A 26597-nucleotide genomic window follows, 5' to 3' on the forward strand; every position below is an offset into this window, starting at 1 on the left:
AGAGATGACGATGGAACTCGTTATCACGGGTAGCAACAACAAGGTCTCGGTCTCCGAAGCCGTGTTCGGTCGCGATTTCAGCGAAGATCTGGTCCACCAGGTCGTCGTTGCTTACCGCAACGCCGGTCGCGCCGGCACCAAGGCACAGAAGACTCGCTCCGAAGTGGCTGGTACCACCAAGAAGTCGAAGAAGCAGAAGGGCGGCGGCGCGCGTCATGGCGCACTGACGGCTCCGATCTTCGTCGGCGGCGGTGTCACCTTCGCGGCCAAGCCGCGCAGCTTCGAGCAGAAGGTCAATCGCAAGCAGTACCGTGCCGCCATGTGCGCGATCCTGTCCGAGCTGAACCGTCAGGGCCGTCTGACCATCGTGGAGGCCTTCGACGTCGAAGCCACCAGCACGAAGGGTCTGATCGCCAAGCTGGCCGGCCTGGAAGTGGGCAAGCGCCCGCTGATCGTCACCGAGGAAGCGTCCGAGCACCTGTACCTGTCCGCCCGCAATCTGCCGTACGTGCAGGTGCGTGACGTGCAGGGTCTGGACCCGGTCTCGCTGGTGGGTGCCGACACGGTCGTCATCACCGCTGACGCGGTCAAGAAGGTCGAGGAGTGGCTGGCATGAACAGCAACGAAAAAATCTTCAGCGTGCTGCGTGCCCCGCGTGTCTCGGAAAAGACCGCGCGCCTGCAGGAACTCTCCAATCAGTATGTCTTCGAAGTTTCGAACGAAGCCACCAAGGCCGATGTAAAGGCCGCGGTTGAGCAGCTGTTCGACGTCAAGGTCGAAGCCGTCAACGTGGTCAACGTCAAGGGCAAGAACAAGTCCTTCCGTAACCGTGCTGGCCGCCGCGGCGATTGGCGCAAGGCGTACGTTCGCCTGGCCGACGGCCAGTCGATCGATGTAACGGCCAAGGCCTGAGGTACATCCCATGCCATTGATGAAATTCAAGCCCACCTCCCCCGGCCGCCGTTCGGCCGTGCGCGTGGTCACCCCCGACCTGCACAAGGGTGCTCCGCACGCCGCGCTGGTCGAGTCGCAGAGCCGCTCGGGTGGTCGTAACCACCACGGTCGCATCACCGTGCGTCACGTCGGTGGTGGTGCCAAGCAGCACTACCGCATCATCGACTTCAAGCGCAACAAGCTGGGCATCCCGGCGCGCGTGGAACGCATCGAATACGATCCGAACCGCACCGCCCACATCGCTCTGCTGTGCTACGTCGACGGTGAGCGTCGCTACATCATCGCCCCGAAGGGCCTGAAGGCTGGTGATCAGGTGATCGCTGGTTCGGACGCCCCGATCAAGGCCGGCAACACCCTGCCGCTGCGCAACATCCCGGTCGGTACCACCATCCACTGCATCGAACTGAAGCCGGGCAAGGGCGCTCAGATCGCTCGCGCCGCTGGTGCGGCCGTGCAGCTGGTGGCTCGTGAAGGCATCTACGCCACCCTGCGCCTGCGCTCGGGTGAAATGCGCAAGGTTCCGGTCGAGTGCTGCGCCACCATCGGCGAAGTCGGCAACGACGAGCACAGCCTGGAAAAGCTGGGCAAGGCCGGTGCCAAGCGTTGGCGCGGCGTCCGCCCGACCGTTCGTGGTGCTGCCATGAACCCGGTTGACCACCCGCACGGTGGTGGTGAGGCCAAGGCCGGCCAGGGTAACCCGCATCCGGTCACCCCGTGGGGTGTCCCGACCAAGGGTTACAAGACGCGCCATAACAAGCGCACTCAGCAGTTCATCGTCCGCGATCGTAGGGGCTAATCGACCATGGCACGTTCACTCAAGAAGGGCCCGTTCGTCGATCACCACCTCGTCAAGAAGGTGGAGGCCGCTGCGGGCAGCAAGAAGCCGATCAAGACCTGGTCGCGCCGTTCGATGATCCTGCCTGACATGGTAGGCATCACCATTGCCGTGCATAACGGCAAGAACCACATCCCGGTTCTCGTCAACGAGAACATGGTCGGCCACAAGCTCGGCGAATTTGCCATCACCCGGACCTTCAAGGGTCACGGTGGTGACAAGAAGTCGGGCAAGTAAGGAGAGATGACAATGGAAGCGAAAGCCATCCTGCGCACTGCGCGCATCTCCCCGCAGAAGGCTCGTCTGGTCGCTGACCAGGTGCGCGGTCTGCCGGCCGAACGTGCGGTCAACCTGCTGAAGTTCTCGGACAAGAAGGCTGCCCACCTGATCAAGAAGGTGGTGGAGTCGGCAATTGCCAACGCCGAGAACAACCAGGGCGCCGACGTCGACGAGCTGAAGGTTCAGACCATCATGGTTGATGAAGGTCCGACCCTGAAGCGTTTCATGGCGCGGGCGAAAGGCCGCGGTACCCGCATCCTCAAGCGCACCAGCCACATCACTGTGGTTGTGGGCGCCGCCAAGTAAGCGGATAAGGAAAAGACCATGGGTCATAAAGTTCATCCGATTGGTATCCGCCTCGGCATTTCCAAGGACTGGAACTCCAAGTGGTACGCCAACAAGGCCGAGTTCGCCGGTTACCTGGCAGCCGACCTGAAAGTGCGCGACATGCTGCGCAAGAAGCTGGCTCAGGCCGGCATCAGCAAGATCCTGATCGAGCGTCCGGCCAAGACCGCTCGCGTGACGATCCACACCGCCCGTCCGGGCGTGGTGATCGGCAAGCGCGGTGAGGACATCGAGAAGCTGCGCAAGGAAGTGAGCGAGATGATGGGCGTCCCGGCGCACATCAACGTCACCGAAGTGCGCAAGCCGGAACTGGACGCGCAGCTCGTTGCCGAGTCGATCGCCCAGCAGCTGGAGCGTCGCATCATGTTCCGCCGTGCAATGAAGCGCTCGGTCGGCAACGCGATGCGCCTGGGTGCCCTGGGCATCAAGGTCAACGTCGGTGGCCGCCTCAACGGTGCAGAAATCGCCCGTTCGGAGTGGTACCGCGAAGGCCGCGTGCCGCTGCACACCCTGCGTGCCGACATCGACTATGGCTTCGCTGAAGCCAAGACGACCTACGGCATCATCGGCATCAAGGTCTGGATCTACAAGGGCGAGGTCTTCGATTTCTCCCAGGTTGGCCAGGAAAAGCAGGACGACACCCCGTCGCGCAACGATCGTCACGATCGCGGCGACCGCGGTGACCGTCAGCGCCCGGCCCGTGAAGCGAGGTAACGACAATGTTGCAACCCAAGCGAACCAAGTACCGCAAGGTACACAAGGGCCGTAACGATGGCCTGAGCTGGAGCGCCAACGCTGTCAGCTTCGGCGAATACGGCCTGAAGGCAACCGCACACGGTCAGCTGACCGCGCGCCAGATCGAAGCGGCCCGCCGCTCGATCAGCCGCTACGTCAAGCGCGGCGGCAAGATGTGGATCCGCGTGTTCCCCGACAAGCCCATCACCAAGAAGCCCATCGAAGTCCGAATGGGTTCGGGTAAGGGTAACGTGGAATACTGGGTGGCCCAGATCCAGCCCGGCCGCATGATCTATGAAATCGAGGGTGTTTCCGAGGAAGTGGCTCGCGAGGCGTTCCGCCTGGCCGCCGCCAAGCTCTCGGTCACCACCACTTTCGTGACCCGTACGGTGCGCTGATGGATATCAAAACTCTCCGTGAAAAGTCGGCTGACGAACTCAAGGCCCACCTGATCGACCTGCGTAAGGAACAGTTCTCTGTCCGTATGCAGCAGGTCACCGGCCAGCTGCCGAAGACCCACGACATTCGCCGGGTCCGTCGCGAGATTGCTCGCGTCAAGACCCTGCTCGGCAGCACGAAGTAAGGATGGCCGCTATGAGCGACAATACTGAAAAGAAGACGCTGCGCACGGTCGAAGGCCGTGTCGTCAGCAACAAGATGGACAAGACGGTTACCGTCCTGGTTGAGCGTCAGGTCAAGCACGCGCTGTACGGCAAGTACATCAAGCGCTCGACCAAGCTGCACGCCCACGATGCCGACAACGCCTGCAAGGAAGGCGACGTCGTCCGCGTGACCGAGATTGCTCCGATGTCCAAGACCAAGAACTGGCGCGTGGTGGAAGTCATCACGCGTGCGGCTGAATAAGGAGTCTGAATCATGATCCAGATGCAGAGCTACCTTGACGTCGCGGACAATTCGGGTGCCAAGCAGGTGATGTGCTTCAAGGTGCTGGGTGGTTCCAAGCGCCGTTACGCCGGTATCGGCGACATCATCAAGGTCACCGTGAAGGATGCGATTCCGCGCGGCAAGGTCAAGAAGGGTGAAGTGTATGACGCCGTCGTGGTGCGTACCCGCAAGGGTGTGCGTCGCGCCGACGGTTCGCTGATCCGCTTCGACGGCAACGCTGCCGTCCTGCTGAACAACAAGCAGGAGCCGATCGGTACCCGTATCTTCGGGCCGGTGACCCGTGAACTTCGTTCGGAGAAGTTCATGAAGATCGTCTCGCTCGCTCCCGAAGTGCTGTGAGCGACAGGAGATAATCATGGCTAACCGTATCAAGAAGGGCGACCAGGTTGTCGTCAACGCTGGCAAGGACAAGGGCAAGCAGGGCGAAGTCGTCCGCGTCGACGGCGACCGCGTGGTCGTCGCCAACGTGAACATCGTCAAGCGCCACACCAAGCCGAACCCGCAGGCAGGTGTTGCCGGCGGCGTGGTCGAGCGCGAAGCTTCGATCCATATCTCCAACGTGAACGTGCTGAACCCGGCTTCGGGCAAGGGCGAACGCGTTGGCTTCAAGGTGCTGGAGGATGGACGCAAACTGCGTGTGTTCCGCTCCAGCGGTGAGGCGCTCGACGCCTGAGGAATGTGAAGATGACTTCCCGTCTCGAAAAGATCTACAAGGAAGAAGTGGTGCCGGCGCTGATGAAGCAGTTCGGCTACACCAATCCGATGGAAGTACCGAAGCTCGTCAAGGTCACCCTGAACATGGGTGTCGGCGAGGCTGCCACCAACAAGAAGATCCTGGAAAACGCCGTCGCGGACATGACCAAGATTTCCGGCCAGAAGCCGGTTGTCACCAAGTCGCGTATCTCGGTTGCGTCGTTCAAGATCCGTGATGGTTGGCCGATCGGCTGCAAGACCACGCTGCGTCGCCACAAGATGTACGAGTTCCTGGACCGCCTGATCAACATCTCGCTGCCGCGCGTGCGCGACTTCCGTGGTGTTTCCGGTCGTTCCTTCGACGGCCGCGGCAACTTCAACATGGGTGTGAAGGAACAGATCATCTTCCCGGAAATCGACTTCGACGCCGTCGACGCGATCCGCGGTATGGATATCGCCATCACCACCACTGCGAAGACCGACGCGGAAGCGAAGGCGCTGCTGGCAGCGTTCAAGTTCCCGTTCCGTAACTGATCTGTCGAGGAAACCGAAATGGCAAAGACCTCCATGGTCAACCGCGACATCAAGCGGGAAAAGCTGGCCAAGAAGTACGCTGAGAAGCGTGCGGCTCTGAAGAAGATCGTGTCCTCCGTGGACGCGACCTACGAAGAGAAGATCGACGCCGCAACCAAGCTGGCCAAGCTGCCGCGCGATTCGTCGCCGAGCCGCCAGCGCAACCGTTGCGAGCTGTCGGGTCGTCCGCGTGGCGTGTACAGCAAGTTCGGCCTCGGCCGCAACAAGCTGCGCGAAGCCACCATGCGTGGCGACGTCCCGGGCCTGCGCAAGGCCAGCTGGTAATTCCAGCCGGCCCTGCGATCAGGAGCCCCCTCGGGGGCTTCTGAACCGGGGAGGGAGGCGTTCAGCTTCCTTTCTGCGAAAAAACCCGAAGAGCCCGGCGCAAGTCGGGCTCTTTTGGCGTATACTCCCGCGTCTTGCCCTGCGCAAACGGGGTTGTAGGAGTGGGCCCCGGCCCGCTGCATCAAGGGACCTGGCCCGTTTCCAGGAGACAACAGATTTTCGCGAAAGCGGATATCGGTGCACTCAAAGGTACTCATATGAGCATGACTGATCCCATCGCCGACCTGCTGGTCCGCATCAAGAATGCGGCTGCGGTTGGCAAGCAGACGGTGAAAGCCCCGTCGTCCAAGATCAAGGTTGCGATCGCCCAGGTCCTGAAGGACGAGGGTTACATCACCGACCTGCGCGTGACCCAGCTGGAAAACAACAAGGCCGAGCTGGAAATCGTGCTGAAGTATTTCGAAGGCAAGCCGGTCATCGCGACCCTGAAGCGCTTCTCGCGTTCGGGCCTGCGCCAGTACCGCGGCAAGAGCGAGCTGCCGAAGGTCATGAATGGCCTGGGCATCTCCATCATTTCCACCTCCAAGGGCATCATGACTGATGCGCAGGCGCGCCAGCTGGGCGTCGGCGGCGAAGTCCTGTGCTTCGTGGCCTAAGGCGAAAGGAGTAGAACTATGTCCCGCGTAGCCAAGAAGCCCGTCACCCTGGGTAAGGTCGAACTGAACGTCCAGTCGGAAAGCGTCACCGTCAAGGGCCCGAAGGGCACCCTGTCGCTGGTCAAGCCGGCCGGTATTGCCATCAACGTCGACAGCGGCGTTGCCACCCTGAGCACCGAGAACGCCGACCTGGTCGCGCTGACCGGTACCGTGCGCGCGATCCTGGCCAACATGGTCAAGGGCGTGTCCGAAGGCTTCGAGCGCAAGCTGGAGCTGGTCGGCGTGGGTTACCGTGCTGCCATGCAGGGCAAGGACCTGAGCCTGTCGCTCGGTTTCTCGCATCCGGTCGTGTTCGTGGCGCCGGAAGGCATCACCATCTCCACTCCGACCCAGACCGAGATCCTGGTCCAGGGCGCTGACAAGCAGGTCGTCGGTGAAGTCGCCGCCAAGATCCGTGCGTTCCGCAAGCCGGAGCCGTACAAGGGCAAGGGCGTGAAGTACTCCGACGAAGTCATCATCCGTAAGGAAGCCAAGAAGGCCTAATTAGGCGCTTCCGCTTTCAAGGAAAACACATCATGAACAAGAACATCGCCCGCCTGCGTCGCGCCAAGTCGACCCGTGCCCACATCCGTGAGCTCGGCGTCGCCCGCCTGTCGGTGCTGCGCACCGGCCAGCACCTGTACGCCCAGGTCTTCACCGCTGACGGTTCGAAGGTGCTGGCTGCCGCCAACACCACCCAGGCCGACGTCAAGGAAGGCCTGAAGAACGGCAAGAACGCCGATGCCGCTGCCAAGGTCGGCCGCATCGTTGCCGAGCGCGCCAAGGCCGCCGGCATCGAGAAGGTTGCCTTCGATCGTTCGGGCTACCGCTACCACGGCCGCATCAAGGCCCTGGCAGAAGCCGCCCGCGAAGCCGGCCTGCAGTTCTAAGGGACAAGGGCAGGGGGCCGATGGCCTCCTGCCTGCCTGCTCGCCAGCCTGAGTGAGGCTGGACGGCGCCGCTCTTCTGCAGCGGCCCACCGGAACAACGCGTCACTCCACAACCATAAGCGGCCCCGAGCCGTACATACCCAAACAACCAAGGAATCAACATGGCAGAAGAGCGTCAGCAGCGGGGTCGCGATCGCGACCGTAACCGCGAAGAGAAGATCGACGACGGCATGATCGAAAAGCTGGTCGCGGTCAACCGCGTCAGCAAGACCGTCAAGGGTGGCCGCCAGTTCACCTTCACCGCCCTGACCGTGGTCGGCGACGGCGAAGGCAAGGTCGGTTTCGGTTATGGCAAGGCCCGCGAAGTGCCGGTCGCCATCCAGAAGTCGATGGAACAGGCCCGCAAGAACCTGGTCAGCGTTGACCTGAACAACGGCACCCTGTGGCACACCATCAAGGATGGTCACGGCGCAGCCCGCGTGTTCATGCAGCCGGCTTCGGAAGGTACTGGCGTCATCGCCGGCGGTGCGATGCGCGCCGTGCTGGAAGCCGTTGGCGTGAAGAACGTGCTGGCCAAGGCCACCGGTTCGCGCAACCCGATCAATCTGGTGCGCGCCACCGTGAAGGGCCTGACTGCTGCGCAGTCGCCGGCCCGCATCGCGGCCAAGCGCGGCAAGAAGGTGGAGGAACTCAACCATGGCTAATGAGTCCAACAAGACTGTGAAGGTCCGCCTGGTGCGTGGCCTGCGTGGCACCCAGTCGCGTCACCGCCTGTCGGTGCGTGCCCTGGGCCTGAACAAGCTCAACGATGTGCGTGAACTGAAGGACAGCCCGCAGGTGCGCGGCCTGATCAACAAGGTTCAGTACCTCGTCCAGGTTGAGGAGTAATCGACCATGACTCTGCGTCTCAATGAACTGAGCCCGGCACCGGGCGCCCGCACCGAGCGCACCCGCGTCGGCCGCGGTATCGGCTCGGGCCTGGGCAAGACTGCCGGCCGCGGCCACAAGGGTTCGTTCGCCCGCAAGGGTGGCGGCAAGATCAAGGCTGGCTTCGAAGGCGGCCAGACCCCCATGCAGCGTCGTCTGCCGAAGATCGGCTTCCGTTCGCCGATCGCCAAGGACACCGCTGAAGTGCTGCTGTACGCGCTGGACAAGCTGCCGGCCGGTGAGATCGACTTCGCCGCCCTGCGTGCTGCCAAGCTGGTCCCGAGCACTGCCAAGAAGGCCAAGGTCGTCGTCAAGGGCGAAGTGACCAAGGCGTTCACCCTGAAGGGTATTGCTGCCACGGCTGGTGCCAAGGCTGCGATCGAAGCTGCCGGCGGCAGCGTAACGGAGTAAGAAAATCATGGCGCAAGCTGGCATCGGTAACCTCGCGGGCGGAATGGGCAAGTTCACTGAACTTCGCCAACGTTTGCTGTTCGTCGTCGGGGCTTTGATCGTCTATCGCATCGGCTGCTACGTGCCGGTGCCGGGCGTCAATCCCGATGCCATGCTTGCCATGATGCAACAGCAGGGCGGCGGCATCGTGGACATGTTCAACATGTTCTCGGGCGGCGCCCTGCACCGTTTCAGCATCTTTGCGCTGAACGTGATGCCGTACATCTCGGCATCGATCGTGATGCAGCTGGCCGTGCACATCTTCCCCGCCCTGAAGGCGATGCAGAAGGAAGGTGAGTCCGGCCGCCGCAAGATCACCCAGTATTCGCGCATCGGCGCCGTGCTGCTGGCAGTGGTGCAGGGCGGTTCGATCGCGCTGGCCCTGCAGGGCCAGGTTTCGCCGTCGGGCGCTCCGGTCGTGTACGCCCCCGGCATGGGCTTCGTGCTCACCGCGGTGGTCGCACTGACTGCCGGCACCATGTTCCTGATGTGGGTCGGTGAGCAGGTCACCGAACGCGGTATCGGCAACGGCGTGTCGCTGATCATCTTCGCCGGTATCGTCGCCGGTCTGCCGGGTGCGGTCATCCACACTTTCGACGCCTACCGCGACGGCAACATCCAGTTCATCCAGCTCCTGCTGATCGCCATCGTCGTACTCGCCTTCACCTTCTTCGTGGTGTTCGTGGAGCGTGGCCAGCGCCGGATCACGGTCAATTACGCGCGCCGCCAGGGCGGTCGCAACGCGTACATGAACCAGACCTCGTTCCTGCCGCTGAAGCTCAACATGGCCGGCGTCATCCCGGCGATCTTCGCCTCGAGCCTGCTGGCCTTCCCGGCCACCCTGGCCATGTGGTCCGGCCAGGCTGCCAACCAGAGCAGCTTCGGCCAGGTCCTGCAGAAGGTCGCCAATGCCCTGGGCCCGGGCGAGCCGCTGCACATGATCGTGTTCGCTGCGCTGATCACCGGTTTCGCGTTCTTCTATACCGCGCTGGTGTTCAATTCGCAGGAAACCGCCGACAACCTGAAGAAGTCGGGCGCTTTGATTCCGGGCATCCGTCCGGGCAAGGCCACCGCCGACTACATCGACGGCGTGCTGACCCGCCTGACCGCGGCCGGCTCGGCCTACCTGGTGATCGTCTGCCTGCTGCCGGAACTGATGCGCACGCAGCTGAATGCCTCGTTCTACTTCGGTGGCACGTCGCTGCTGATCGTGGTGGTGGTGGTGATGGACTTCATCGCCCAGGTGCAGGCACACCTGATGTCCCACCAGTACGAGAGCCTGCTGAAGAAGGCCAACCTGAAGGGCGGCAACCGCGGCGGTTTTGCCCGCGGCTGATAGGCCTGTTATACTTTCGTCTTCCTGACGTGATGGTCCCTCCGCTTCGCGGACTCCGGCCACACAAACGAAGGGCGGCCCCCGCAGCGGTTCCGGGTGGGGGTGTGATGAGGTGGTCCCGCGCTGGAGTAGCGCGGGCGGCCCCGGGGGAAACCCCAGGTCCAACCCCATCCGGCGCCGGAGCCTGGGCACACTCCCCAGGCCGGGTTCATGAAACCAATGGTTTCACGGGCTTCCATGTAAACCGGAACCTTGTTAGTATCGCTAGTTCACTTTTTTGATCCATCCTGCCGGATTGGCGTGCCCGAGGCGCGCTGTCGGCCATCACTCAGCTGGAGAACCGCGTCATGGCGCGTATTGCAGGCGTCAACCTGCCAGCCCAGAAGCACGTCTGGGTCGGGTTGCAAAGCATTTACGGCATCGGCCGTACCCGTTCGAAGAAGGTCTGCGAAGTCGCAGGCGTTGCTTCGACCACCAAGATCCGCGATCTGTCGGAGCCGGAAATCGAGCGCCTGCGCGCCGAAGTCGGCAAGTACATCGTGGAAGGCGATCTGCGCCGTGAGATCGGCATCGCGATCAAGCGCCTGATGGACCTGGGCTGCTACCGCGGCCTGCGTCACCGTCGTGGCCTCCCGCTGCGTGGCCAGCGCACCCGTACCAACGCCCGCACCCGCAAGGGTCCGCGCAAGGCGATCAAGAAGTAAGGGACTGAGAAATGGCTAAGCCCGCTGCTAAGACCAAGAAGAAGATCAAGCGCGTCGTCACCGACGGCGTTGCCCACGTCCACGCTTCGTTCAACAACACCATCGTCACCATCACCGACCGCCAGGGCAACGCTCTGTCGTGGGCGACCTCCGGTGGCGCTGGCTTCCGCGGTTCGCGCAAGTCGACCCCGTTCGCTGCCCAGGTGGCTGCTGAAAAGGCCGGTCGTGCTGCGCTGGACTACGGCGTGAAGTCGCTGGAAGTCCGCATCAAGGGCCCGGGTCCGGGCCGTGAGTCGGCCGTGCGTTCGCTGAACAACGTCGGCTACAAGATCACCAACATCATCGACGTGACGCCCATCCCGCACAACGGGTGCCGTCCGCCGAAGAAGCGTCGCGTCTAAAGGGAGCGATAAGAAATGGCTCGTTATATCGGTCCTACCTGTAAGCTCGCCCGCCGCGAAGGCGCCGACCTGTCCCTGAAGAGCCCGGCGCGTGCGCTGGACTCCAAGTGCAAGCTGGAGCAGAAGCCCGGCCAGCACGGCGCCACTGCCCGCAAGGGCAAGCTGTCCGACTACGCCACCCAGCTGCGTGAAAAGCAGAAGGTCAAGCGTATCTACGGCCTGCTGGAGCGTCAGTTCCGCAACTACTACAAGAAGGCCTCGACCAAGAAGGGCAACACCGGCGAGAACCTGCTGCAGCTGCTGGAAACCCGCCTGGACAACGTCGTCTACCGCATGGGCTTCGCCGTGACCCGTCCGGCTGCCCGTCAGCTGGTGTCGCACCGCGGCGTCACCGTGAATGGCAAGTCGGTCAACCTGGCTTCGTACCAGGTCAAGGCTGGCGACGCCATCGCTCTGTCCGAAAAGGCTGCCAAGCAGCTGCGCGTCCAGGAAGCCCTGACCGTCGCCGCCCAGCATGACCTGAGCCCGTCGTGGGTTGAAGTGGATTCCGGCAAGTTCACCGGCATCTTCAAGGCTGTTCCGGATCGTTCGGATCTGCCTGCGGACATCAACGAAGCGCTGATCGTCGAGCTGTATTCGAAGTAATTCACATTGGAGAGCCCCCGGCGACGGCCGGGGGTTCACTAGGAGAACCCGCAACATGACGGTTACCGCCAACCAGGTTCTGCGTCCTCGCGGTCCGCAGATCGAACGCCTTACCGACACCCGTGCAAAGGTCGTTATCGAACCTTTGGAGCGGGGTTACGGGCATACGCTGGGCAACGCCCTGCGTCGCGTGCTGCTGTCGTCCATCCCGGGCTTCGCCATCACGGAAGTCGAAATCGACGGCGTGTTGCATGAGTACACCACGGTCGAAGGTCTGCAGGAGGACGTCCTCGAAGTCCTGCTCAACCTGAAGGATGTGGCCATCCGTATGCACTCCGGCGACAGCGCCACCCTGTCCCTGTCCAAGCAGGGCCCGGGCGTTGTCACCGCTGCCGACATCAAGGTCGACCACAATGTGGAGATCCTGAACGGCGACCATGTGATCTGCCACCTGACCAAGGATACGGCGATCAACATGCGTCTGAAGATCGAACGTGGTTTCGGCTACCAGCCGGCTGCCGCGCGTCGTCGTCCGGACGAAGAAACCCGTGCCATCGGCCGCCTGGTCCTGGATGCCTCGTTCTCGCCGGTCCGCCGTGTCGCCTATGCCGTGGAAGCGGCGCGTGTCGAACAGCGCACCGACCTGGACAAGCTGGTCATCGATATCGAGACCAACGGCACCATCGATGCCGAGGAAGCCGTGCGCACCGCCGCCGACATCCTCAGCGACCAGCTGTCGGTGTTCGGTGACTTCACCCACCGCGACCGCGGTGCGGCCAAGCCGGCCAACAACGGCGTGGATCCGGTGCTGCTGCGCCCGATCGACGATCTGGAGCTGACCGTGCGTTCGGCCAACTGCCTGAAGGCTGAAAGCATCTACTACATCGGCGATCTGATCCAGAAGACCGAAGTGGAGCTGCTGAAGACCCCGAACCTGGGCAAGAAGTCGCTCACCGAGATCAAGGAAGTGCTGGCTCAGCGCGGCCTGTCGCTCGGCATGAAGCTGGAGAACTGGCCGCCGGCCGGCGTCGCCAGCCACGGCATGCTGGGCTGATATCGGCAATGCCTGAAGGCTCCACCGTTCGCGGTGGGGCCTTCAACGCACCACACCATGCCACGACGAACCGCAGGTTCGCGGGCAGGTCGTCCAGGACGGGCGGCCAGGACCATCCGCAGTCCGCGCAGCAACGCCAGGATGGCGACAACGATCCGCACAGCCTCATCATTAACCAAGGAATATCACCATGCGTCACCAGAAGTCTGGCCGTAAGTTCAGCCGTACCAGCGCCCACCGCGAAGCGATGTTCAAGAACATGGCCGCCTCGCTGTTCAAGCACGAGCTGATCAAGACCACCCTGCCGAAGGCCAAGGAACTGCGCCGCGTTGCCGAGCCGCTGATCACCCTGGCCAAGGTCGACTCCGTCGCCAACCGCCGTCTGGCTTTCGCCCGCCTGCGCGACAACGAAGCCGTGGGCAACCTGTTCACCATCCTGGGCCCGCGCTACGCGAACCGTCCGGGCGGCTACCTGCGCCTGCTGAAGTGCGGCTTCCGCGCTGGCGACAACGCGCCGATGGCCTACGTCGAGCTGGTTGACCGTCCGGTCGTGGCCGAGGAAGTGGCCGAGTAATCGGACCGCTCCAATGCGACACAGCGAAAGCCCGGCCTCTGCCGGGCTTTTGCGTTTCTGCGGGATCTGACCCGCACCGTTCCGACAGGCGTCACCTGTGGCGGTTCGAATGGCATGCACTCTCGGTTACGCTTGGCGCCTGATCCATTCGAGCGTTGACGATGAATCCACTGCGCTGGCCCTTCCGCGCCCAGTTCTTCCTGGGCTTCCTGATCTGCGCCGGCCTGCTGGGCTACGCGATCTTCCTGCAGCTGAAGATGGGCCTGGAGCCGTGCCCGCTGTGCATCTTCCAGCGGCTGGCGTTCGCCGCGCTGGGCCTGCTGTTCCTGATCGGTGCACTGCACGGGCCCTCCAACCGTCCTGGCCGGGCAACCTACGGCGTGCTCGCTTTCATTGCCGCCGCGGTCGGCGTAGGCATCGCTGCGCGCCACGTCTACGTGCAGATGCTGCCACCGGAGATGGGGGCGACCTGCGGCCCGCCGCTGAGCTTCCTGCGCGAGACCATGGGGCCGCTGGAAGTGTTCCGCACGGTGCTGACCGGTACCGGCAACTGCGGCAATATCGACTGGACGTTCCTGGGCCTGACCATGCCGATGTGGTCGGGCGTGTGGTTCGTGCTGCTGGCGCTGTGGGCGCTGGTGGTGTCGCTGCGCAAGGTCAAGCGCTGAACTAAGGCGGGGTCGGAGCCCTCTCCTGCGGAAAGGGGTCCGACCCCAGGCACCCTGGCGTCCTCAGAAATCCTGCTGCAGGCTCAGGTAGGCGCCACGGCGCGGCCCCCACTGCGGCGCGAACACGCCAACACCGCCGCCATCGCGCAGCTGGTAGCTGCGATCCAATGCGTTGATCACGGCCAGTTGCACGTGCAGCGGATGCCCGCTGTCGGCATTGAAATCGTGCCCGGCGCTGAGGTTCACCTGCAGGTAGGATGGCAGCTCGCCGCCGTTGGGCACGCCCTCGATGTCCGAACGCAGGCCGCTACCGAACACGTAGTTGGCGCCGACCCGGTTGTGGCCGGCGAAGGCGTAGCTGAAGCCGCCCGATGAGGTCAGCTTCTGGTCGTGGTCGAGGTGGATCCAGTGGTTGGCCACATAGGCCAGCGCCTCTGGATCGAGGTTGTACTGGCTGGTGATGACCTGGGTGCCGATCGCCTTGTTGTACGCCGCGTTGACGTAAGCGCTGAACGGACCGTTGCTGTAGTCGGCGCTGAACTCCAGGCCACGGATATGGCCGCGGCGGTAGTTGAACGTCGAATAGATGTAGGCGGCACCAAACTGGCCTTCGTCCTGCAGGCGCGCAACACGGCGGTCGTACGCGTCCAAGCCCAGGGTCAGGTGTTCGCCCAGCTGATGCGATACGCCGATGTCGTAGTAGTCACTGCGCTCGGCCAGTGGCGTGTTGTTGCCGCCGCTCGGCTGCTGGTTGGTGGTGCCGTCGTACAGCGCGATATCGCTGCTGGCGATCAGCTCACTGGCCGGCGGCGTGAAGTAACGCGAATAGCCGGCATGCACGGTGGTGCTGTCGCTGGCATTCCAGGCCACGCCCACGCGGGGGCTGAGCTGGCCCTCGGTGTGGCCAAAGGCCTTGTAGCGATCGCCGCGCAGGCCGTAGTTGACGGTCCAGTCGTCGCCGATCTTCCATTCATCCTGCACGTACAACCCCAGCGTGCTGGCATGGAAGGCACTGCGGTCAGGTATCAGCAGCGGCGTGGTGCTGGACTGCTGGCCGGCGTCATCGACCGGGAACACCCAGCTGCTGTTGCTGGCCCGCGCGTTCTCGTAGTTGCCGTACAGGCCATAGCGCAGCGTGTGGTCGTTGCCCAGCGGGGTGGAGAAATCGGCCTGCAGCGTGTTGGCGCGGTTGCTGCGCTGCACCTGCGAGGCGACGCCACTGAATACCAGGTCGCCGATGACATCCGGGTTGAACGCCACATCGCTGTAGCGCTGCCCGGCGGACAGCTGGTAGGCGGTGCTGCCCAGCGCGCCCTGCAGCACCAGCATGCCGAAGCGGGTGGTTTCGCGCTGGGTTTCATCCAGCTGGCTGGAGTCGAAGGTGGTGGTGTCCAGGTAACCGAACTGCGGGGTCTGCCCGGGGTTGACCGGGATCTGGAAGCGGTTGTTGGCGAAGCCGGCGAACACGCTCAGGCGCGTGTTCTCGTTGACCAGGTAGGTGAGGTCAGCGAACGCTTTGCCTTGGTGGGTGTCGTCGTGCAGCGGCTTGCGCGAGCGGGTCGGGTTCTCCAGGCCAACCTCGTTCTGGTCGTAGTTGCCAGTCAGGAACCAGCTCCATCGCCCCTGGTTGCCCCACCACGAGGCATTCGGATTGATCTTGCCGAACGAGCCTGCGGTCAGACCGGCGCTGCCGCCATTGCCGAGCTCGGCGCCATTGCGGGTGGTGATGTCGATCACTGCAGCGGTGCGCTCGCCGAACTGCGCCGGCAGCGCGCCATCCATCAGGCGGATGCTCTTGATGGTGCGGGCATCCAGTGTCTGGCCGAAGCCGGAGATCGATTCGGGCAACAGCACGCCATTGATGCGGTACTGCAGATTGGCGTGGTCGCCGCGCACGTGCACGCCGCCATAGGAATCCTGGACCACGCCCGGGGCCTGCAGCAGTACCAGGCTGAGCGGCGCGGAGGCACCCAGCGGCTGCTTCTGGATGTCCTCGGCGGTGATCTGGTACTGGCTGCTGCCGATGTCCGGCGACAGCGCGTTGCGGGCCTGGTCGAGCTGGGCGTGGACGGTGACTGCGTCCAGATCCTTGACGGAGGAAGAGGTGTCGTCGGTCGTTGCGGCGAAGGCGGGCAGGCTGGCCAAGGCCAGGGCGAAGGCAATGCCGGTAGCGAGGGGTGAGGGCTTCATGGTGAGAGAGGGGGCGGCTGGGCGTGGAAGGGGCCGGTCCATGACGTGGAAGTGTTACTCCGTAACAAATCATGCGCCTGTCCCGTGCGGCTGACCATGCTGGATCTGGCTGCTGGCGCTGGCCTTTCCCTGCCGTTCAGGTGGCCGGGGCGGTGGGTGTGGGCCTTTGCGTCAGCGGCTGGCTCTGCGACCATGACCGCCCCCCCCACCCCGGAAGTCTGCAATGAGCCTGTCCGCCGTTCCGCCCGCCTCCGATTCCGACGCGACCACCGCTGGCGCTGCCTGGTCGCCGGAGAGCTGGCGTGGCAAGACCGCGCTGCAGATGCCGACCTACCCGGACCCGGTGGCGTTGGACGCCGCTCTGCACGAGCTGAAGCGGCTGCCGCCGCTGGTCACCTCGTGGGAGATCCTGGCGTTGAAGCAGCAGCTGGCCGAGGCCCAGGAAGGCAAGCGCTTCCTGCTGCAGGGCGGCGACTGTGCCGAGAATTTCAGCGACTGCGAATCGGGCACCATTTCCAACCGATTGAAGGTGTTGCTGCAGATGAGCCTGGTGCTGGTGCACGGCCTGCGCCAGCCGGTGATCCGCGTGGGCCGCTTCGCCGGCCAGTACGCCAAGCCGCGCTCGGCCGACACCGAGACCCGCGACGGCGTGACCCTGCCCAGCTACCGCGGCGATGTGATCAACGCGCCGGCCTTCACCGAGGCAGCACGCCTGCCGGACCCGAAGCGGATGCTGCAGGCCCACGCGCATTCGGCGATGACGATGAACTTCGTGCGTGCGCTGATCGACGGCGGTTTCGCCGACCTGCACCACCCCGAATACTGGAACCTGGAGTGGGTAAGCCACTCGCCGCTGGCGGCCGAGTACCAGAAGATGGTGGCCTCGATCGGCGATGCGGTGCACTTCATGGAGACCCTGGCCGGGGCCCGCGTGCACAACCTCAACCGCATCGACTTCTACACTTCGCACGAAGCCCTGCTGCTGCCCTACGAGCAGGCGTTGACCCGCCAGGTGCCGCGCCAGCAGGGCTGGTTGAACCTGAGCACGCATTACCCGTGGATCGGCATGCGCACGGCCGCGCTCGATGGCGCGCACGTGGAGTACCTGCGTGGCGTGCGCAATCCGATTGCGATCAAGGTGGGCCCGTCGGTGACGCCGGACCAGCTGCTGCGCCTGATCGATGTGCTCAACCCCCATGACGAGCCGGGCCGCCTGAGCTTCATCCATCGGATGGGCGCGACGCAGATCGCCGAGAAACTGCCGCCGCTGCTGGACGCGGTCAAGCGTGATGGTCGCCGCGTGCTGTGGGTGTGCGATGCGATGCATGGCAATACCGAAAGCACCGCCAACGGTTTCAAGACACGCCGCTTCGACAACGTGCGTGGCGAGGTGGAGATGTCGTTCGATCTGCATGCGGCCGCCGGTACGCGCCTGGGCGGTGTGCACCTGGAACTGACCGGCGAGGACGTGACCGAGTGCATCGGCGGCGCGCGCGAACTGACCGAGCGCGACCTGGAGCGTGCGTATCGTTCGACGGTGGACCCGCGGTTGAACTACGAGCAGTCGCTGGAGATCGCGATGGCGATCGTGCGCAAGCAGGAGCAAGTGCGGTAAGGATATTTCGGCAGGGCTTGCAGCCCTGCACCTGCTACGAGCCAGAGCAACGTCAACGTCAACGTCAAAAGCGGGCTATCCGTGGGTTGGCGGGACGGTGTCGGAGTGCGGGGACGCCGCAAGTACGTCCTTGTAGGCTTGGCAGCCGCATCCATGCGGCTGACACCCCGCACCCCGACACCGCCCCACCTTCGACAGGTTCACTCGGCTGCTGGTAGGTGTCGACCTTGGTCGACACGGTAGATCCACGCCATGCGTGGATGCTTTTGGAATCCAATTCGAAATATTCGATTCCGATGGAGATTCATCCACGCATGGCGTGGATCTACTGCAGATCGCGGAGATCTGTCGTAGGCGGGGTGGGTCCGGTTGCGGGGGCGTGAGCCGCATGGATGCGGCGACCGAGCTTACATGGGTGAGGGCGCTTTGCTTGCGAAGCACTGCTTCGCAAGCGCCCGAACGCACAGCCGCCAGCGGCTGGGCCGGGCCCCGGAGGGGTACTTGCAGCGCCCCCCGCAACCGGACCCACCCCGCCATCCCACAGCAAACCCGCTTCTGCTTCGGCTGTTGCTGTTGAGGTTGCCGGCCAGCGGCCGGCACTACCGCAGGTGCAGGGCTGCAAGCCCTGCCGACCAACACCCTCCTTACAAACGACTGACGTGACGCTCATGTGCCATGCGCGAGGCTGTCCACTTGGCGGTTCGACTGGAGGTGACAAGGGTGCACTGGCAGAGCGCACAGGCCTACGCATGGCCGTTGGGATTGGCCGTGGTGGTGGGCGGTATCGGCGCGTGGCTGATCCTGTGGATCTATCATCGGCTGAAAGGGCGTGATCGGCGGCGCGCGCGCATCGGGCGTGTGCTCGGGCTGCCAATGGCCACCGCATGGCCGCTGCTGCTGTTGATTCCTGCGTTGCAGGCCACGCCGCTGCAGGATCCCCTTCTGGGCAACCTGCAACGGGTGCTGCATATCGCACTGACCGCCTGCTTCATCTGGTTGCTGGTACGCGCAGTGGCAGCGGGTGAGCGGGCCATCCTGCGCAGCCATCCCATCGATGTCTCCGATAATCTGGAAGCGCGCCGCATCCAGACCCAGACGCGGGTGCTCAGCCGAGTGCTGATGGGCGGCATCATCGTGCTGGGTGCTTCGCTGGTGCTGTTGACCTTTCCCATGGTGCAGAAGATCGGCACCGCGCTGCTGGCCTCGGCGGGCCTCATCGGCCTGGTGGCCGGTATCGCCGCAAAGCCAGTGTTCGGCAACCTGATCGCTGGCCTGCAGATTGCAGTGACCCAGCCGATCCGGCTGGACGATGTGGTGATCGTCGAGGGCGAGTGGGGACGCATCGAGGAGATCGGCAGCAGCTACGTGGTGGTACGCATCTGGGACGAGCGGAGGATGGTGGTGCCGTTGACCTGGTTCATCGAGAACCCCTTCCAGAACTGGACGCGGCGTAGCGCTGACCTGCTCGGCACAGCCTTCCTGTGGCTGGATTATCGTGCCCCGATTGCGGCGATCCGTGCTGAACTGGAGCGCATCTGCCGGGGCGAAGCGTTGTGGGATGGCCGGGTCTGCGTGACCCAGGTGACCGAAACCAGCGAGCGCGCGATCCAGGTGCGCCTGCTGGTGAGTGCGCGCAGCTCCGGCGACGCGTTCGACCTGCGTTGCCTGGTACGCGAGCGCATGCTCGATTTCCTCGCGCGTGAGCATCCGCACTCGCTGCCGCAGCTGCGTGCGCGGCTGCAGCATGCTGACGAGCTGGACATGCCGCGTGGTCCACGCGCACGTACTGCAGATGTGCGTTCGCCGGGGGCTGAAGACGGTGAGGCGGCAATCGTGCCGATGGAGCCGGAACCCGAACGGTAGCGCCGGCCAGCGGCCGGCACTACCGGATCAAGGCTCGCCGGCGTCGATCAGCGTGTCGGTGCCGAAGTGCGGTGGCCGCCGCGCGCGGGTGCGCTGTTCGTAGGCGTACGCCATTTCGATCAGCTTCGGTTCGCTCCAGGCGGTGCCCATGAACAGCAGGCCGACCGGCAGGCCATCGATCTGGCCCATCGGCACGCTGAGGCTGGGATAGCCGGCGACGGCGGCGGCACTGTAGCTCTCGCCGGGGAAGTCGTCGCCTTCGCTGCGGATCGGCCACGCAACGCCGGTGGTCGGCGCGACCAGGGCGTCGAGCTGGTGGGCGGCGAGGGCCGCATCGATGCCTTCCGGGCCCGCCAACCGGCGCGCATCGCTGCGTGCGCGGATGTAGGCGGGGTCAGCCAGGCCGGCGGTGGCGTCGGCCTCCACCAGCAGTTCCTGGCCGAACAGGCCAAGCTCCTGCTTGCTGTGCGCCTGGTTGAAGGCGATCAATTCGGCCAGGCTGTGCAGGGGAGCGCGGTGGGTGCTGAAGTAACGCTCCAGCCCGGCCTTGAACTCGTACAGCAGCACCTTGCGTTCGGCGTCGGCCCAGGCGCCCTGGTTGGGCAGCTCCACCGGCACCACGACGGCACCGGCCCGACGCAGCTCGGTGGCGGCGTGTTCGATCAGTGGCGGCATGCCGCGGTACTTCAGCAGCGGCGTCTGCAGCAGGCCGATGCGCTTGCCACGCAGTCCCTGCGGATCCAGCCGCGCGGTGTAGTCGTACACCGCACGGCCGGGCATGGTTGCGGTGGCCGGGTCGGCATCATCGCGGCCGGCAATTGCGGTCAGTACGGCCGCAGCGTCGGCGACGCTGCGTGTCATCGGCCCCGCAGTATCCTGGCTGAAGGAAATCGGGATGATGCCATCGCGGCTGACCAGGCCGACGGTCGGCTTGAGGCCGACGATGCCATTGATCGCCGCAGGGCAGACGATGCTGCCGTCGGTTTCGGTGCCGATCGCCACGCTGGCCAGGTTGGCGGCCACCGCTACCGCGCTGCCGCTGCTGGAGCCGCAAGGCGAGTGGCTGAGGCGATAGGGATTGCGGGTCTGGCCACCGCGCGCGCTCCAGCCGGACACCGAATCGTTGCCGCGGAAATTGGCCCATTCGCTGAGATTGGTCTTGCCCAGCACCACGGCCCCGGCCTCGCGCAGGCGCCGCACCAGATACGCATCGTCAGGGCGGAACCCCTGCAGGGCCAGCGAGCCGGCACTGGTGGCCATCGGTGCGGCGTTGATGTTGTCCTTCAGCAGTACCGGGATGCCATGGAGCGGTCCGCGCAGGTGCCCATCGCGGCGCTCGCGGTCGCGTTCGGCGGCTTCCTTCAGGGCATCGGGGTTGAGCTCGATCACCGCGCGCAGGCGGGGGCCGGCCCGATCCAGGGCGGCGATGCGCTGCAGGTAGGCCTGGGTCAGGGTGGTGCTGTCCAGTTCACCGGCGGTCATCCGCGCCTGCAGGTCGGTAACATCGGTTTCAGCGTACGGGAACGGCACGTTGCGGCTCGCAGGTTCGGCCGCATGCGCGCTGGGCGTGGCCGGGCTGCAGCCAGCCGAAAGCAGCGCAGGCAGCGCGGCGAGCAGGCAGGTCAGCAGAGGCGGCAAGGACGGGCGCATGGGGCGGCTTGGTCGGCTCCAATCCCCAGTGTAGCCGGTGCTCAGCGGTGGCGCTTGCGCAGGTCGCGGGCGAGAACGTAGACCACGATCAGGTTGATCGCCAGGATCGTCCACGACGGCCAGCCGGGGTGGCGGATGATCGCGAAGATGTCGAAGGGCAGGTACAGCGAGGCAGTCAGGCAGCCCAGCCAGGAGGCCCAGGCCTTGGCCCGCCACAGGCCCCAGGCTTCGACCAGGTGCAGCAGGCCGTAGCCGATCATCCCCGCCGCGGCCAGGTGGACCGCGTCGGGGCTGATCATATGCAGCAGCGAGGGCAGGGTGCCATGGTCCGGATCCAGGCTGAAACGCCGGATCAGGACCATGATGCCGTGCCGAAGCGGCTGCGGTCCGAGCACTTCCAGCCCGGTGGCGGCCAACAGCGCCAGCATCGCCTTGCTCGCTTCGAGCAGGGCGATGACGTGCAGACCCGGATGCCGGTGTGGATCCGGGTTGTAGCCGCTCTGGTTCACGGGGTGCTGGCTCAGCCGCCGCGCGAAGCCTTCTTGCGGTCGCTCTCGGTCAGGAACTTCTTGCGCAGGCGGATCTCCTTCGGGGTGATCTCGACCAGCTCGTCGTCTTCGATGAAGTCCAGGGCCTGTTCCAGCGAGTACTTGATCGCCGGGGTCAGCTGGATCGCATCGTCCTTGCCCGAAGCGCGCATGTTGGTCAGCGGCTTGGTCTTGATCGCGTTGACGGTCAGGTCGTTGTCCTTGGAGTGGATGCCGACCAGCTGACCTTCATACACGTTGTCGCCTTCGGCAGCGAAGAGCTTGCCGCGTTCCTGCAGCGGACCCAGCGAGTAGGCCGGGGTGACGCCCGGCGCATTGGCGATCATCACGCCGTTGATGCGCTTGGCGATGGCGCCCTGTTCCTTCGGGCCGTAGTGGTCGAACACGTGGAACAGCAGGCCCGAACCCTGGGTCAGGGTCTTGAACTCGTTCTGGAAGCCGATCAGGCCACGGGCCGGGATCTGGTACTCCAGGCGCACGCGGCCCTTGCCGTCCGATTCCATGTTCTTCAACTGGCCCTTGCGGGTGCCCAGCTTTTCCATCACGCCGCCCTGGTGGATTTCTTCGATGTCCACCACCAGCTGCTCGATCGGCTCCATCAGCTGGCCGTCGATTTCCTTGATGATCACTTCCGGGCGCGACACAGCCAGCTCGTAGCCTTCGCGGCGCATGTTCTCGATCAGCACCGACAGGTGCAGTTCGCCACGGCCGGAGACCAGGAACTTGTCGGCGTCTTCCAGCTGCTCGACCTTCAGGGCCACGTTGTGGACCTTTTCACGGTCCAGGCGGTCCTTGATCTGGCGGCTGGTCAGGAACTTGCCACCGGACAGGTCCTTGTTGCCGGCGAACGGCGAATTGTTCACCTGGAAGGTCATCGAGATGGTCGGCTCGTCGACGGTCAGCGCAGGCAGGGCTTCCGGGAAGTCCGGTGCGCAGATGGTATCGGAGATGGTCAGCTCCTGGATGCCGGAGATGGCCACGATGTCGCCGGCCTCGGCCGAATCCTGCTCGATGCGCTCCAGGCCCATGAAGCCCAGCACCTGCAGCACCTTGCCGTTGCGCTTCTTGCCTTCACGGTCAATGACCGCGACCTGCATGTTCTTCTTCAGGGTGCCGCGCTGGATGCGGCCGATGCCGATCACGCCCACGAAGTTGTTGTAGTCCAGCTGGCTGATGCGCATCTGGAACGGGCCTTCCGGGTCCACTTCCGGCTTCGGCGCGTGCTGCATGATCGCTTCGTACAGCGGGGTCATGTCGCCGTCGCGCACGGTGTCTTCCAGGCCCGCGTAGCCGTTCAGGCCCGAGGCGTAGACGATCGGGAAATCCAGCTGCTCGTTGGTGGCACCGAGCTTGTCGAACAGGTCGAAGACCTGGTCGATCACCCACTCCGGACGGGCGCCCGGACGGTCGACCTTGTTGACCACGACGATCGGCTTGAAGCCCATCGCGAAGGCCTTCTGGGTCACGAAGCGGGTCTGCGGCATCGGGCCGTCCATCGCATCGACCAGGATCAGCACGGTGTCGACCATCGACAGCACGCGCTCGACCTCACCGCCGAAGTCGGCGTGGCCGGGGGTGTCGACGATGTTGATCCGGTTCTTGATGCCGGTCTTCTTGTCTTCCCAGGTGATGGCGGTGTTCTTGGCCAGGATGGTGATGCCGCGTTCCTTTTCCTGGTCGTTGCTGTCCATCACGCGCTCGGCGAGGACGGTGCGCTCGGACAGGGTGCCGGACTGCTTCAGCAGCTGGTCGACCAGGGTGGTCTTGCCATGGTCGACGTGGGCGACGATGGCGATGTTGCGAAGATTTTCGATGGACATACGAAAGGGGGCCAGTCGGCGCCGGATTTGGAAAAAGAAGTCCAACATTATACGTCGAACTTGACGATTCGCGAAAAGGTGGATTTCACGCCGGCCAAACGGCCCATTCAGCTGGCTGTCCGCCGCTTCGGCCGAGGTCGCCAGGACGGGGCCCCCGGCTCACCTTCCGCTGGCTGAAGGCGGGGGCTCCACCGATGGTCGAAGGCACCGCCGCCACGAGGCAGGTGTAAACTAGGTGGCTAGACGCATTCCCCTTTGCACCAAGGATCTTCATGTCCCTCATCGCCACTTTCGACACCACCCAGGGCCCGATCAAGGTCGAGCTTTTCGCCGACAAGGCGCCGCTGACCGTGGCCAACTTCGTGAACCTGGTCAAGCACGGCTTCTATGACGGCCTGATCTTCCACCGCGTGATCGCCGACTTCATGATCCAGGGCGGCTGCCCGCAGGGTCGTGGCACCGGCGGGCCGGGCTACAAGTTCGAAGACGAGAAGAATGGCGTGAAGCACGAGGTCGGCTCGCTGTCGATGGCCAACGCCGGCCCGAACACCAACGGCAGCCAGTTCTTCATCACCCACATCAAGACCGATTGGCTGGACGGCCGCCACACCGTCTTCGGCAAGGTCCTGGAAGGCCAGGCCATCGTCGATTCGGTCAAGCAGGGCGACGTGATCCATTCGATCACCCTGGAAGGCGACGTCGACGCCGTGCTGGCCGCCCAGGCCGACCGCGTCGCGGAGTGGAACAAGCACCTCGCCGCCTGACCCCCTTCGAAACGGCCACCCACGGGTGGCCGTTTCCCTGTTCCCCGCCGCCCGCCCGGCCTGCGTGGCCATGCCCGCGGCGTCCCATCAAACGCTTGCAAGCAAGAGGAAACCCCCATGAAAGCACCCGTTCGTGTTGCCGTGACCGGCGCCGCCGGCCAGATCGGTTATGCCCTGCTGTTCCGCATCGCCTCCGGCGAAATGCTGGGCAAGGACCAGCCGGTCATCCTGCAGCTGCTGGAACTGCCGGTCGACAAGGCCCAGGCCGCCCTGAAGGGCGTGATGATGGAGCTGGAAGACTGCGCGTTCCCGCTGCTGGCCGGCATGGTTGGCACCGATGACGCCGAAGTCGCGTTCAAGGACGCCGACATCGCTCTGCTGGTCGGCGCACGTCCGCGTGGCCCGGGCATGGAGCGCAAGGACCTGCTGCTGGAAAACGCCAAGATCTTCACCGCCCAGGGCGCGGCGCTGAACAAGGTCGCCAGCCGCGACGTGAAGGTGCTGGTGGTCGGCAACCCGGCCAACACCAACGCCTACATCGCGATGAAGTCGGCCCCGGACCTGAAGCCGGAAAACTTCACCGCCATGCTGCGCCTGGACCACAACCGCGCGCTGAGCCAGCTGTCGGCCAAGCTCGGCAAGCCGGTCGGTGGCATGGAGAAGCTGGTCGTGTGGGGCAACCACAGCCCGACCATGTACCCGGACTACCGTTTCGCCACCGCCGACGGCGCCTCGATCGCCGATGCGATCAACGACCAGGAGTGGAACGCCAACACGTTCATCCCGACCGTCGGCAAGCGCGGCGCGGCGATCATCGAAGCCCGTGGCTCGTCCTCGGCCGCTTCGGCCGCCAATGCCGCCATCGACCACGTGCGTGACTGGGTGCTGGGCAGCAACGGCAAGTGGGTCACGATGGGCGTGCCGTCCGACGGTTCCTACGGCATTCCGGAAGGCGTGATCTTCGGTTTCGCGGTGACCACCGAGAACGGCAAGTACACCCTGGTCAAGGATCTGCCGATCGACGACTTCAGCCAGAAGTACATCGACAAGACCCTGGCCGAGCTGGAAGAAGAGCGCGCCGGCGTCGCCCACCTGCTGGGCTGATGCAGGCGGTACCGGCTCCGGTCGGTACGTCTTGCATCAAGGTAGGTACCGACCGCTGGTCGGTACGCAGAAAACGGGGAGGCTTCGGCTTCCCCGTTTTCATTTGGAATTCCTGGAACCGCATGATCCACCTGCACTACATCGACGACGCGCTGCTGGTGGCTGAAAAGCCCGCCGGCCTGCTGTCCGTGCCCGGCCGCAGCGCCGAGAACCAGGACTGCGTCGTCGCGCGCCTGCAGTCGCTGTACCCGGATGCGTTGACCGTGCACCGCCTGGACCAGGTGACTTCCGGACTGCTGCTGCATGCGCGTGGCAAGGACATGCAGGCGGCGTTGTCGATGCAGTTCGAGCAGCGCCGGGTTGGCAAGCGGTATGAAGCCGTCGTGCAGGGTGTGATCGAAAGCGATGCCGGTGAAGTGGACCTGCCGCTGATCGTGGACTGGCCGAACCGGCCGAAGCAGATGGTCGACCATGAGCGTGGCAAGCCGGCGCTGACGCGTTGGCGCGTGCTGGTGCGCGATGTTGAAGCGCGGCGCACGCGCGTGGCGTTGGAACCGATCACCGGCCGCAGCCATCAGCTGCGGTTGCACATGGCCAGTATTGGCCATCCGATTGTTGGCGACGTGCTGTATGACGCGGCACCGGCGCAGCGCGTGCACCTGCATGCGCGCAGCCTGCGGTTCACGCATCCGCTGACGGGCGAGGCGCTCGCGTTCGAGTCCGCGGCTCCGTTCTAGGGATTCGGCAGGGCTTGCAGCCCTGCACCCGCAGAATCAACGTCAATGTCAAAAGCCGGCTATACGTGGGTTGGCGGGACGGTGTCGGAGTGCGGGGCCGCCGCAAGTACGTCCGTGTAGCAACTGTGTTGACGGAGGGGCCTGGCCCCTCCATGAGACGGGCACGGTAGATGCTGGCCTGTCACGCCGGAGGTCGCGGGTTCGAGTCCCGTCCGCTCCGCCATTCAACGAGGCCTCCGGCCAAAAGCTGGAGGCTTTGTTTTCTCCCCGGTCCAGGCCGGCTGAAAGCAAAAAAGTAACAACGCGGAGCGGTAGTTCAGCTGGTTAGAATGCTGGCCTGTCACGCCGGAGGTCGCG

General features: G+C 64.4%; 35 protein-coding genes. 31 read left to right on the forward strand and 4 right to left on the reverse strand.

The window, feature by feature from the left end; all coding sequences use genetic code 11:
- The first annotated feature begins 10 nt into the window (after positions 1-10).
- From rplD to PEM_RS02455, 26 genes are all read left to right on the forward strand, one after another.
- The gene (rplD, locus tag PEM_RS02330; RefSeq protein ID WP_005415412.1) at positions 11-616 is read left to right on the forward strand and encodes a 50S ribosomal protein L4; all 606 of its coding nucleotides are present in this window, start codon (positions 11-13) and stop codon (positions 614-616) included.
- Positions 613-912 (forward strand): 50S ribosomal protein L23, encoded by a 300-nt coding sequence (rplW, locus tag PEM_RS02335; RefSeq protein WP_004145338.1) that lies wholly within the window; start codon positions 613-615, stop codon positions 910-912. Before rplD ends, rplW begins: the two co-directional genes overlap by 4 nt.
- A gap of 10 nt (positions 913-922) precedes the next feature.
- The gene (gene rplB, locus PEM_RS02340; protein WP_004145339.1) at positions 923-1750 is read left to right on the forward strand and encodes a 50S ribosomal protein L2; all 828 of its coding nucleotides are present in this window, start codon (positions 923-925) and stop codon (positions 1748-1750) included.
- Between the two features lie 6 nt (positions 1751-1756).
- A complete protein-coding gene (gene rpsS, locus PEM_RS02345) occupies positions 1757-2026 on the forward strand; it encodes a 30S ribosomal protein S19 (RefSeq protein ID WP_005415413.1) in 270 nt (89 codons plus the stop codon).
- Positions 2027-2038: 12 nt separating this feature from the next.
- The gene (gene rplV / locus PEM_RS02350) at positions 2039-2374 is read left to right on the forward strand and encodes a 50S ribosomal protein L22 (RefSeq protein WP_004145348.1); all 336 of its coding nucleotides are present in this window, start codon (positions 2039-2041) and stop codon (positions 2372-2374) included.
- 18 nt (positions 2375-2392) lie between these two features.
- The gene (rpsC, locus tag PEM_RS02355) at positions 2393-3127 is read left to right on the forward strand and encodes a 30S ribosomal protein S3 (protein ID WP_005415414.1); all 735 of its coding nucleotides are present in this window, start codon (positions 2393-2395) and stop codon (positions 3125-3127) included.
- A 5-nt stretch (positions 3128-3132) separates the two neighbouring features.
- Positions 3133-3546: a 50S ribosomal protein L16 gene (gene rplP / locus PEM_RS02360; protein ID WP_004154486.1), complete on the forward strand. Its 414-nt coding sequence runs from the start codon at positions 3133-3135 to the stop codon at positions 3544-3546.
- Positions 3546-3731 (forward strand): 50S ribosomal protein L29, encoded by a 186-nt coding sequence (rpmC, locus tag PEM_RS02365; protein WP_004154487.1) that lies wholly within the window; start codon positions 3546-3548, stop codon positions 3729-3731. Before rplP ends, rpmC begins: the two co-directional genes overlap by 1 nt.
- Positions 3732-3742: 11 nt before the next feature.
- Positions 3743-4012 carry a 30S ribosomal protein S17 gene (rpsQ, locus tag PEM_RS02370; protein ID WP_004154489.1) on the forward strand — a complete coding sequence of 90 codons (270 nt, stop codon included), beginning with the start codon at positions 3743-3745 and terminating at the stop codon, positions 4010-4012.
- A gap of 12 nt (positions 4013-4024) precedes the next feature.
- Positions 4025-4393, forward strand: a complete 369-nt coding sequence (rplN, locus tag PEM_RS02375) for a 50S ribosomal protein L14 (RefSeq protein ID WP_010483978.1) — start codon at positions 4025-4027, stop codon at positions 4391-4393.
- Between the two features lie 16 nt (positions 4394-4409).
- Entirely contained in the window at positions 4410-4727 is a 318-nt protein-coding gene (rplX, locus tag PEM_RS02380) for a 50S ribosomal protein L24 (protein WP_004154490.1), read from the forward strand.
- An 11-nt stretch (positions 4728-4738) separates the two neighbouring features.
- Positions 4739-5281, forward strand: a complete 543-nt coding sequence (gene rplE, locus PEM_RS02385; RefSeq protein ID WP_005415416.1) for a 50S ribosomal protein L5 — start codon at positions 4739-4741, stop codon at positions 5279-5281.
- An 18-nt stretch (positions 5282-5299) separates the two neighbouring features.
- Positions 5300-5605, forward strand: coding sequence for a 30S ribosomal protein S14 (gene rpsN / locus PEM_RS02390; RefSeq protein WP_005408209.1), 306 nt, complete (start codon positions 5300-5302; stop codon positions 5603-5605).
- A 257-nt stretch (positions 5606-5862) separates the two neighbouring features.
- A complete protein-coding gene (rpsH, locus tag PEM_RS02395; RefSeq protein ID WP_005415417.1) occupies positions 5863-6261 on the forward strand; it encodes a 30S ribosomal protein S8 in 399 nt (132 codons plus the stop codon).
- Between the two features lie 18 nt (positions 6262-6279).
- A complete protein-coding gene (gene rplF / locus PEM_RS02400) occupies positions 6280-6804 on the forward strand; it encodes a 50S ribosomal protein L6 (RefSeq protein ID WP_053500143.1) in 525 nt (174 codons plus the stop codon).
- Between the two features lie 32 nt (positions 6805-6836).
- Positions 6837-7190 (forward strand): 50S ribosomal protein L18, encoded by a 354-nt coding sequence (gene rplR / locus PEM_RS02405; RefSeq protein ID WP_065199512.1) that lies wholly within the window; start codon positions 6837-6839, stop codon positions 7188-7190.
- Between the two features lie 161 nt (positions 7191-7351).
- Entirely contained in the window at positions 7352-7894 is a 543-nt protein-coding gene (gene rpsE, locus PEM_RS02410) for a 30S ribosomal protein S5 (protein WP_005415419.1), read from the forward strand.
- Positions 7887-8078, forward strand: a complete 192-nt coding sequence (rpmD, locus tag PEM_RS02415; protein WP_005408214.1) for a 50S ribosomal protein L30 — start codon at positions 7887-7889, stop codon at positions 8076-8078. The genes rpsE and rpmD overlap by 8 nt, the downstream gene beginning before the upstream one ends.
- A 6-nt stretch (positions 8079-8084) precedes the next feature.
- On the forward strand, positions 8085-8528 hold the full coding sequence (gene rplO, locus PEM_RS02420) for a 50S ribosomal protein L15 (RefSeq protein ID WP_004154498.1): 444 nt from the start codon (positions 8085-8087) through the stop codon (positions 8526-8528).
- 7 nt (positions 8529-8535) lie between these two features.
- Positions 8536-9903 carry a preprotein translocase subunit SecY gene (gene secY / locus PEM_RS02425; RefSeq protein ID WP_005415420.1) on the forward strand — a complete coding sequence of 456 codons (1368 nt, stop codon included), beginning with the start codon at positions 8536-8538 and terminating at the stop codon, positions 9901-9903.
- Positions 9904-10250: 347 nt separating this feature from the next.
- Positions 10251-10607: a 30S ribosomal protein S13 gene (gene rpsM / locus PEM_RS02430; protein WP_004154500.1), complete on the forward strand. Its 357-nt coding sequence runs from the start codon at positions 10251-10253 to the stop codon at positions 10605-10607.
- 11 nt (positions 10608-10618) lie between these two features.
- Positions 10619-11008 carry a 30S ribosomal protein S11 gene (gene rpsK, locus PEM_RS02435; protein WP_004145443.1) on the forward strand — a complete coding sequence of 130 codons (390 nt, stop codon included), beginning with the start codon at positions 10619-10621 and terminating at the stop codon, positions 11006-11008.
- Positions 11009-11023: 15 nt separating this feature from the next.
- The gene (gene rpsD / locus PEM_RS02440) at positions 11024-11653 is read left to right on the forward strand and encodes a 30S ribosomal protein S4 (RefSeq protein ID WP_004145446.1); all 630 of its coding nucleotides are present in this window, start codon (positions 11024-11026) and stop codon (positions 11651-11653) included.
- 55 nt (positions 11654-11708) lie between these two features.
- A complete protein-coding gene (gene rpoA, locus PEM_RS02445; RefSeq protein ID WP_005408216.1) occupies positions 11709-12707 on the forward strand; it encodes a DNA-directed RNA polymerase subunit alpha in 999 nt (332 codons plus the stop codon).
- A gap of 190 nt (positions 12708-12897) precedes the next feature.
- Positions 12898-13281: a 50S ribosomal protein L17 gene (rplQ, locus tag PEM_RS02450; RefSeq protein WP_005408217.1), complete on the forward strand. Its 384-nt coding sequence runs from the start codon at positions 12898-12900 to the stop codon at positions 13279-13281.
- Between the two features lie 161 nt (positions 13282-13442).
- Positions 13443-13949, forward strand: a complete 507-nt coding sequence (locus tag PEM_RS02455) for a disulfide bond formation protein B (RefSeq protein ID WP_005415421.1) — start codon at positions 13443-13445, stop codon at positions 13947-13949.
- A gap of 63 nt (positions 13950-14012) precedes the next feature.
- Here the strand turns inward: PEM_RS02455 and PEM_RS02460 are convergent, their stop codons facing one another.
- Entirely contained in the window at positions 14013-16139 is a 2127-nt protein-coding gene (locus PEM_RS02460; RefSeq protein ID WP_119706061.1) for a TonB-dependent receptor, read from the reverse strand.
- Positions 16140-16362: 223 nt separating this feature from the next.
- Here PEM_RS02460 and PEM_RS02465 point away from each other — a divergent pair, with 223 nt between their 5' ends.
- Positions 16363-17754 carry a 3-deoxy-7-phosphoheptulonate synthase class II gene (locus tag PEM_RS02465; RefSeq protein WP_053500150.1) on the forward strand — a complete coding sequence of 464 codons (1392 nt, stop codon included), beginning with the start codon at positions 16363-16365 and terminating at the stop codon, positions 17752-17754.
- A gap of 675 nt (positions 17755-18429) precedes the next feature.
- The gene (locus PEM_RS02470) at positions 18430-19617 is read left to right on the forward strand and encodes a mechanosensitive ion channel family protein (RefSeq protein ID WP_315974235.1); all 1188 of its coding nucleotides are present in this window, start codon (positions 18430-18432) and stop codon (positions 19615-19617) included.
- Between the two features lie 27 nt (positions 19618-19644).
- Here the strand turns inward: PEM_RS02470 and PEM_RS02475 are convergent, their stop codons facing one another.
- The 3 genes from PEM_RS02475 to typA are packed head-to-tail and all read right to left on the reverse strand — an operon-like array spanning position 19645 to position 23635.
- Positions 19645-21267 carry an amidase gene (locus PEM_RS02475; RefSeq protein ID WP_111128989.1) on the reverse strand — a complete coding sequence of 541 codons (1623 nt, stop codon included), beginning with the start codon at positions 21265-21267 and terminating at the stop codon, positions 19645-19647.
- 41 nt (positions 21268-21308) lie between these two features.
- Positions 21309-21776, reverse strand: coding sequence for a DUF2127 domain-containing protein (locus PEM_RS02480; protein ID WP_005415426.1), 468 nt, complete (start codon positions 21774-21776; stop codon positions 21309-21311).
- A gap of 11 nt (positions 21777-21787) precedes the next feature.
- Entirely contained in the window at positions 21788-23635 is a 1848-nt protein-coding gene (gene typA, locus PEM_RS02485; protein ID WP_005415427.1) for a translational GTPase TypA, read from the reverse strand.
- Positions 23636-23907: 272 nt separating this feature from the next.
- Here typA and PEM_RS02490 point away from each other — a divergent pair, with 272 nt between their 5' ends.
- From PEM_RS02490 to PEM_RS02500, 3 genes are all read left to right on the forward strand, one after another.
- A complete protein-coding gene (locus PEM_RS02490) occupies positions 23908-24399 on the forward strand; it encodes a peptidylprolyl isomerase (protein ID WP_005408225.1) in 492 nt (163 codons plus the stop codon).
- A 117-nt stretch (positions 24400-24516) separates the two neighbouring features.
- On the forward strand, positions 24517-25503 hold the full coding sequence (locus PEM_RS02495; protein WP_005415428.1) for a malate dehydrogenase: 987 nt from the start codon (positions 24517-24519) through the stop codon (positions 25501-25503).
- Between the two features lie 122 nt (positions 25504-25625).
- Positions 25626-26240, forward strand: a complete 615-nt coding sequence (locus tag PEM_RS02500; protein WP_111128987.1) for an RluA family pseudouridine synthase — start codon at positions 25626-25628, stop codon at positions 26238-26240.
- Positions 26241-26597 lie beyond the last annotated feature (357 nt).

Source organism: Stenotrophomonas sp. Pemsol (assembly GCF_003586545.1).
GTDB lineage: Bacteria > Pseudomonadota > Gammaproteobacteria > Xanthomonadales > Xanthomonadaceae > Stenotrophomonas > Stenotrophomonas sepilia.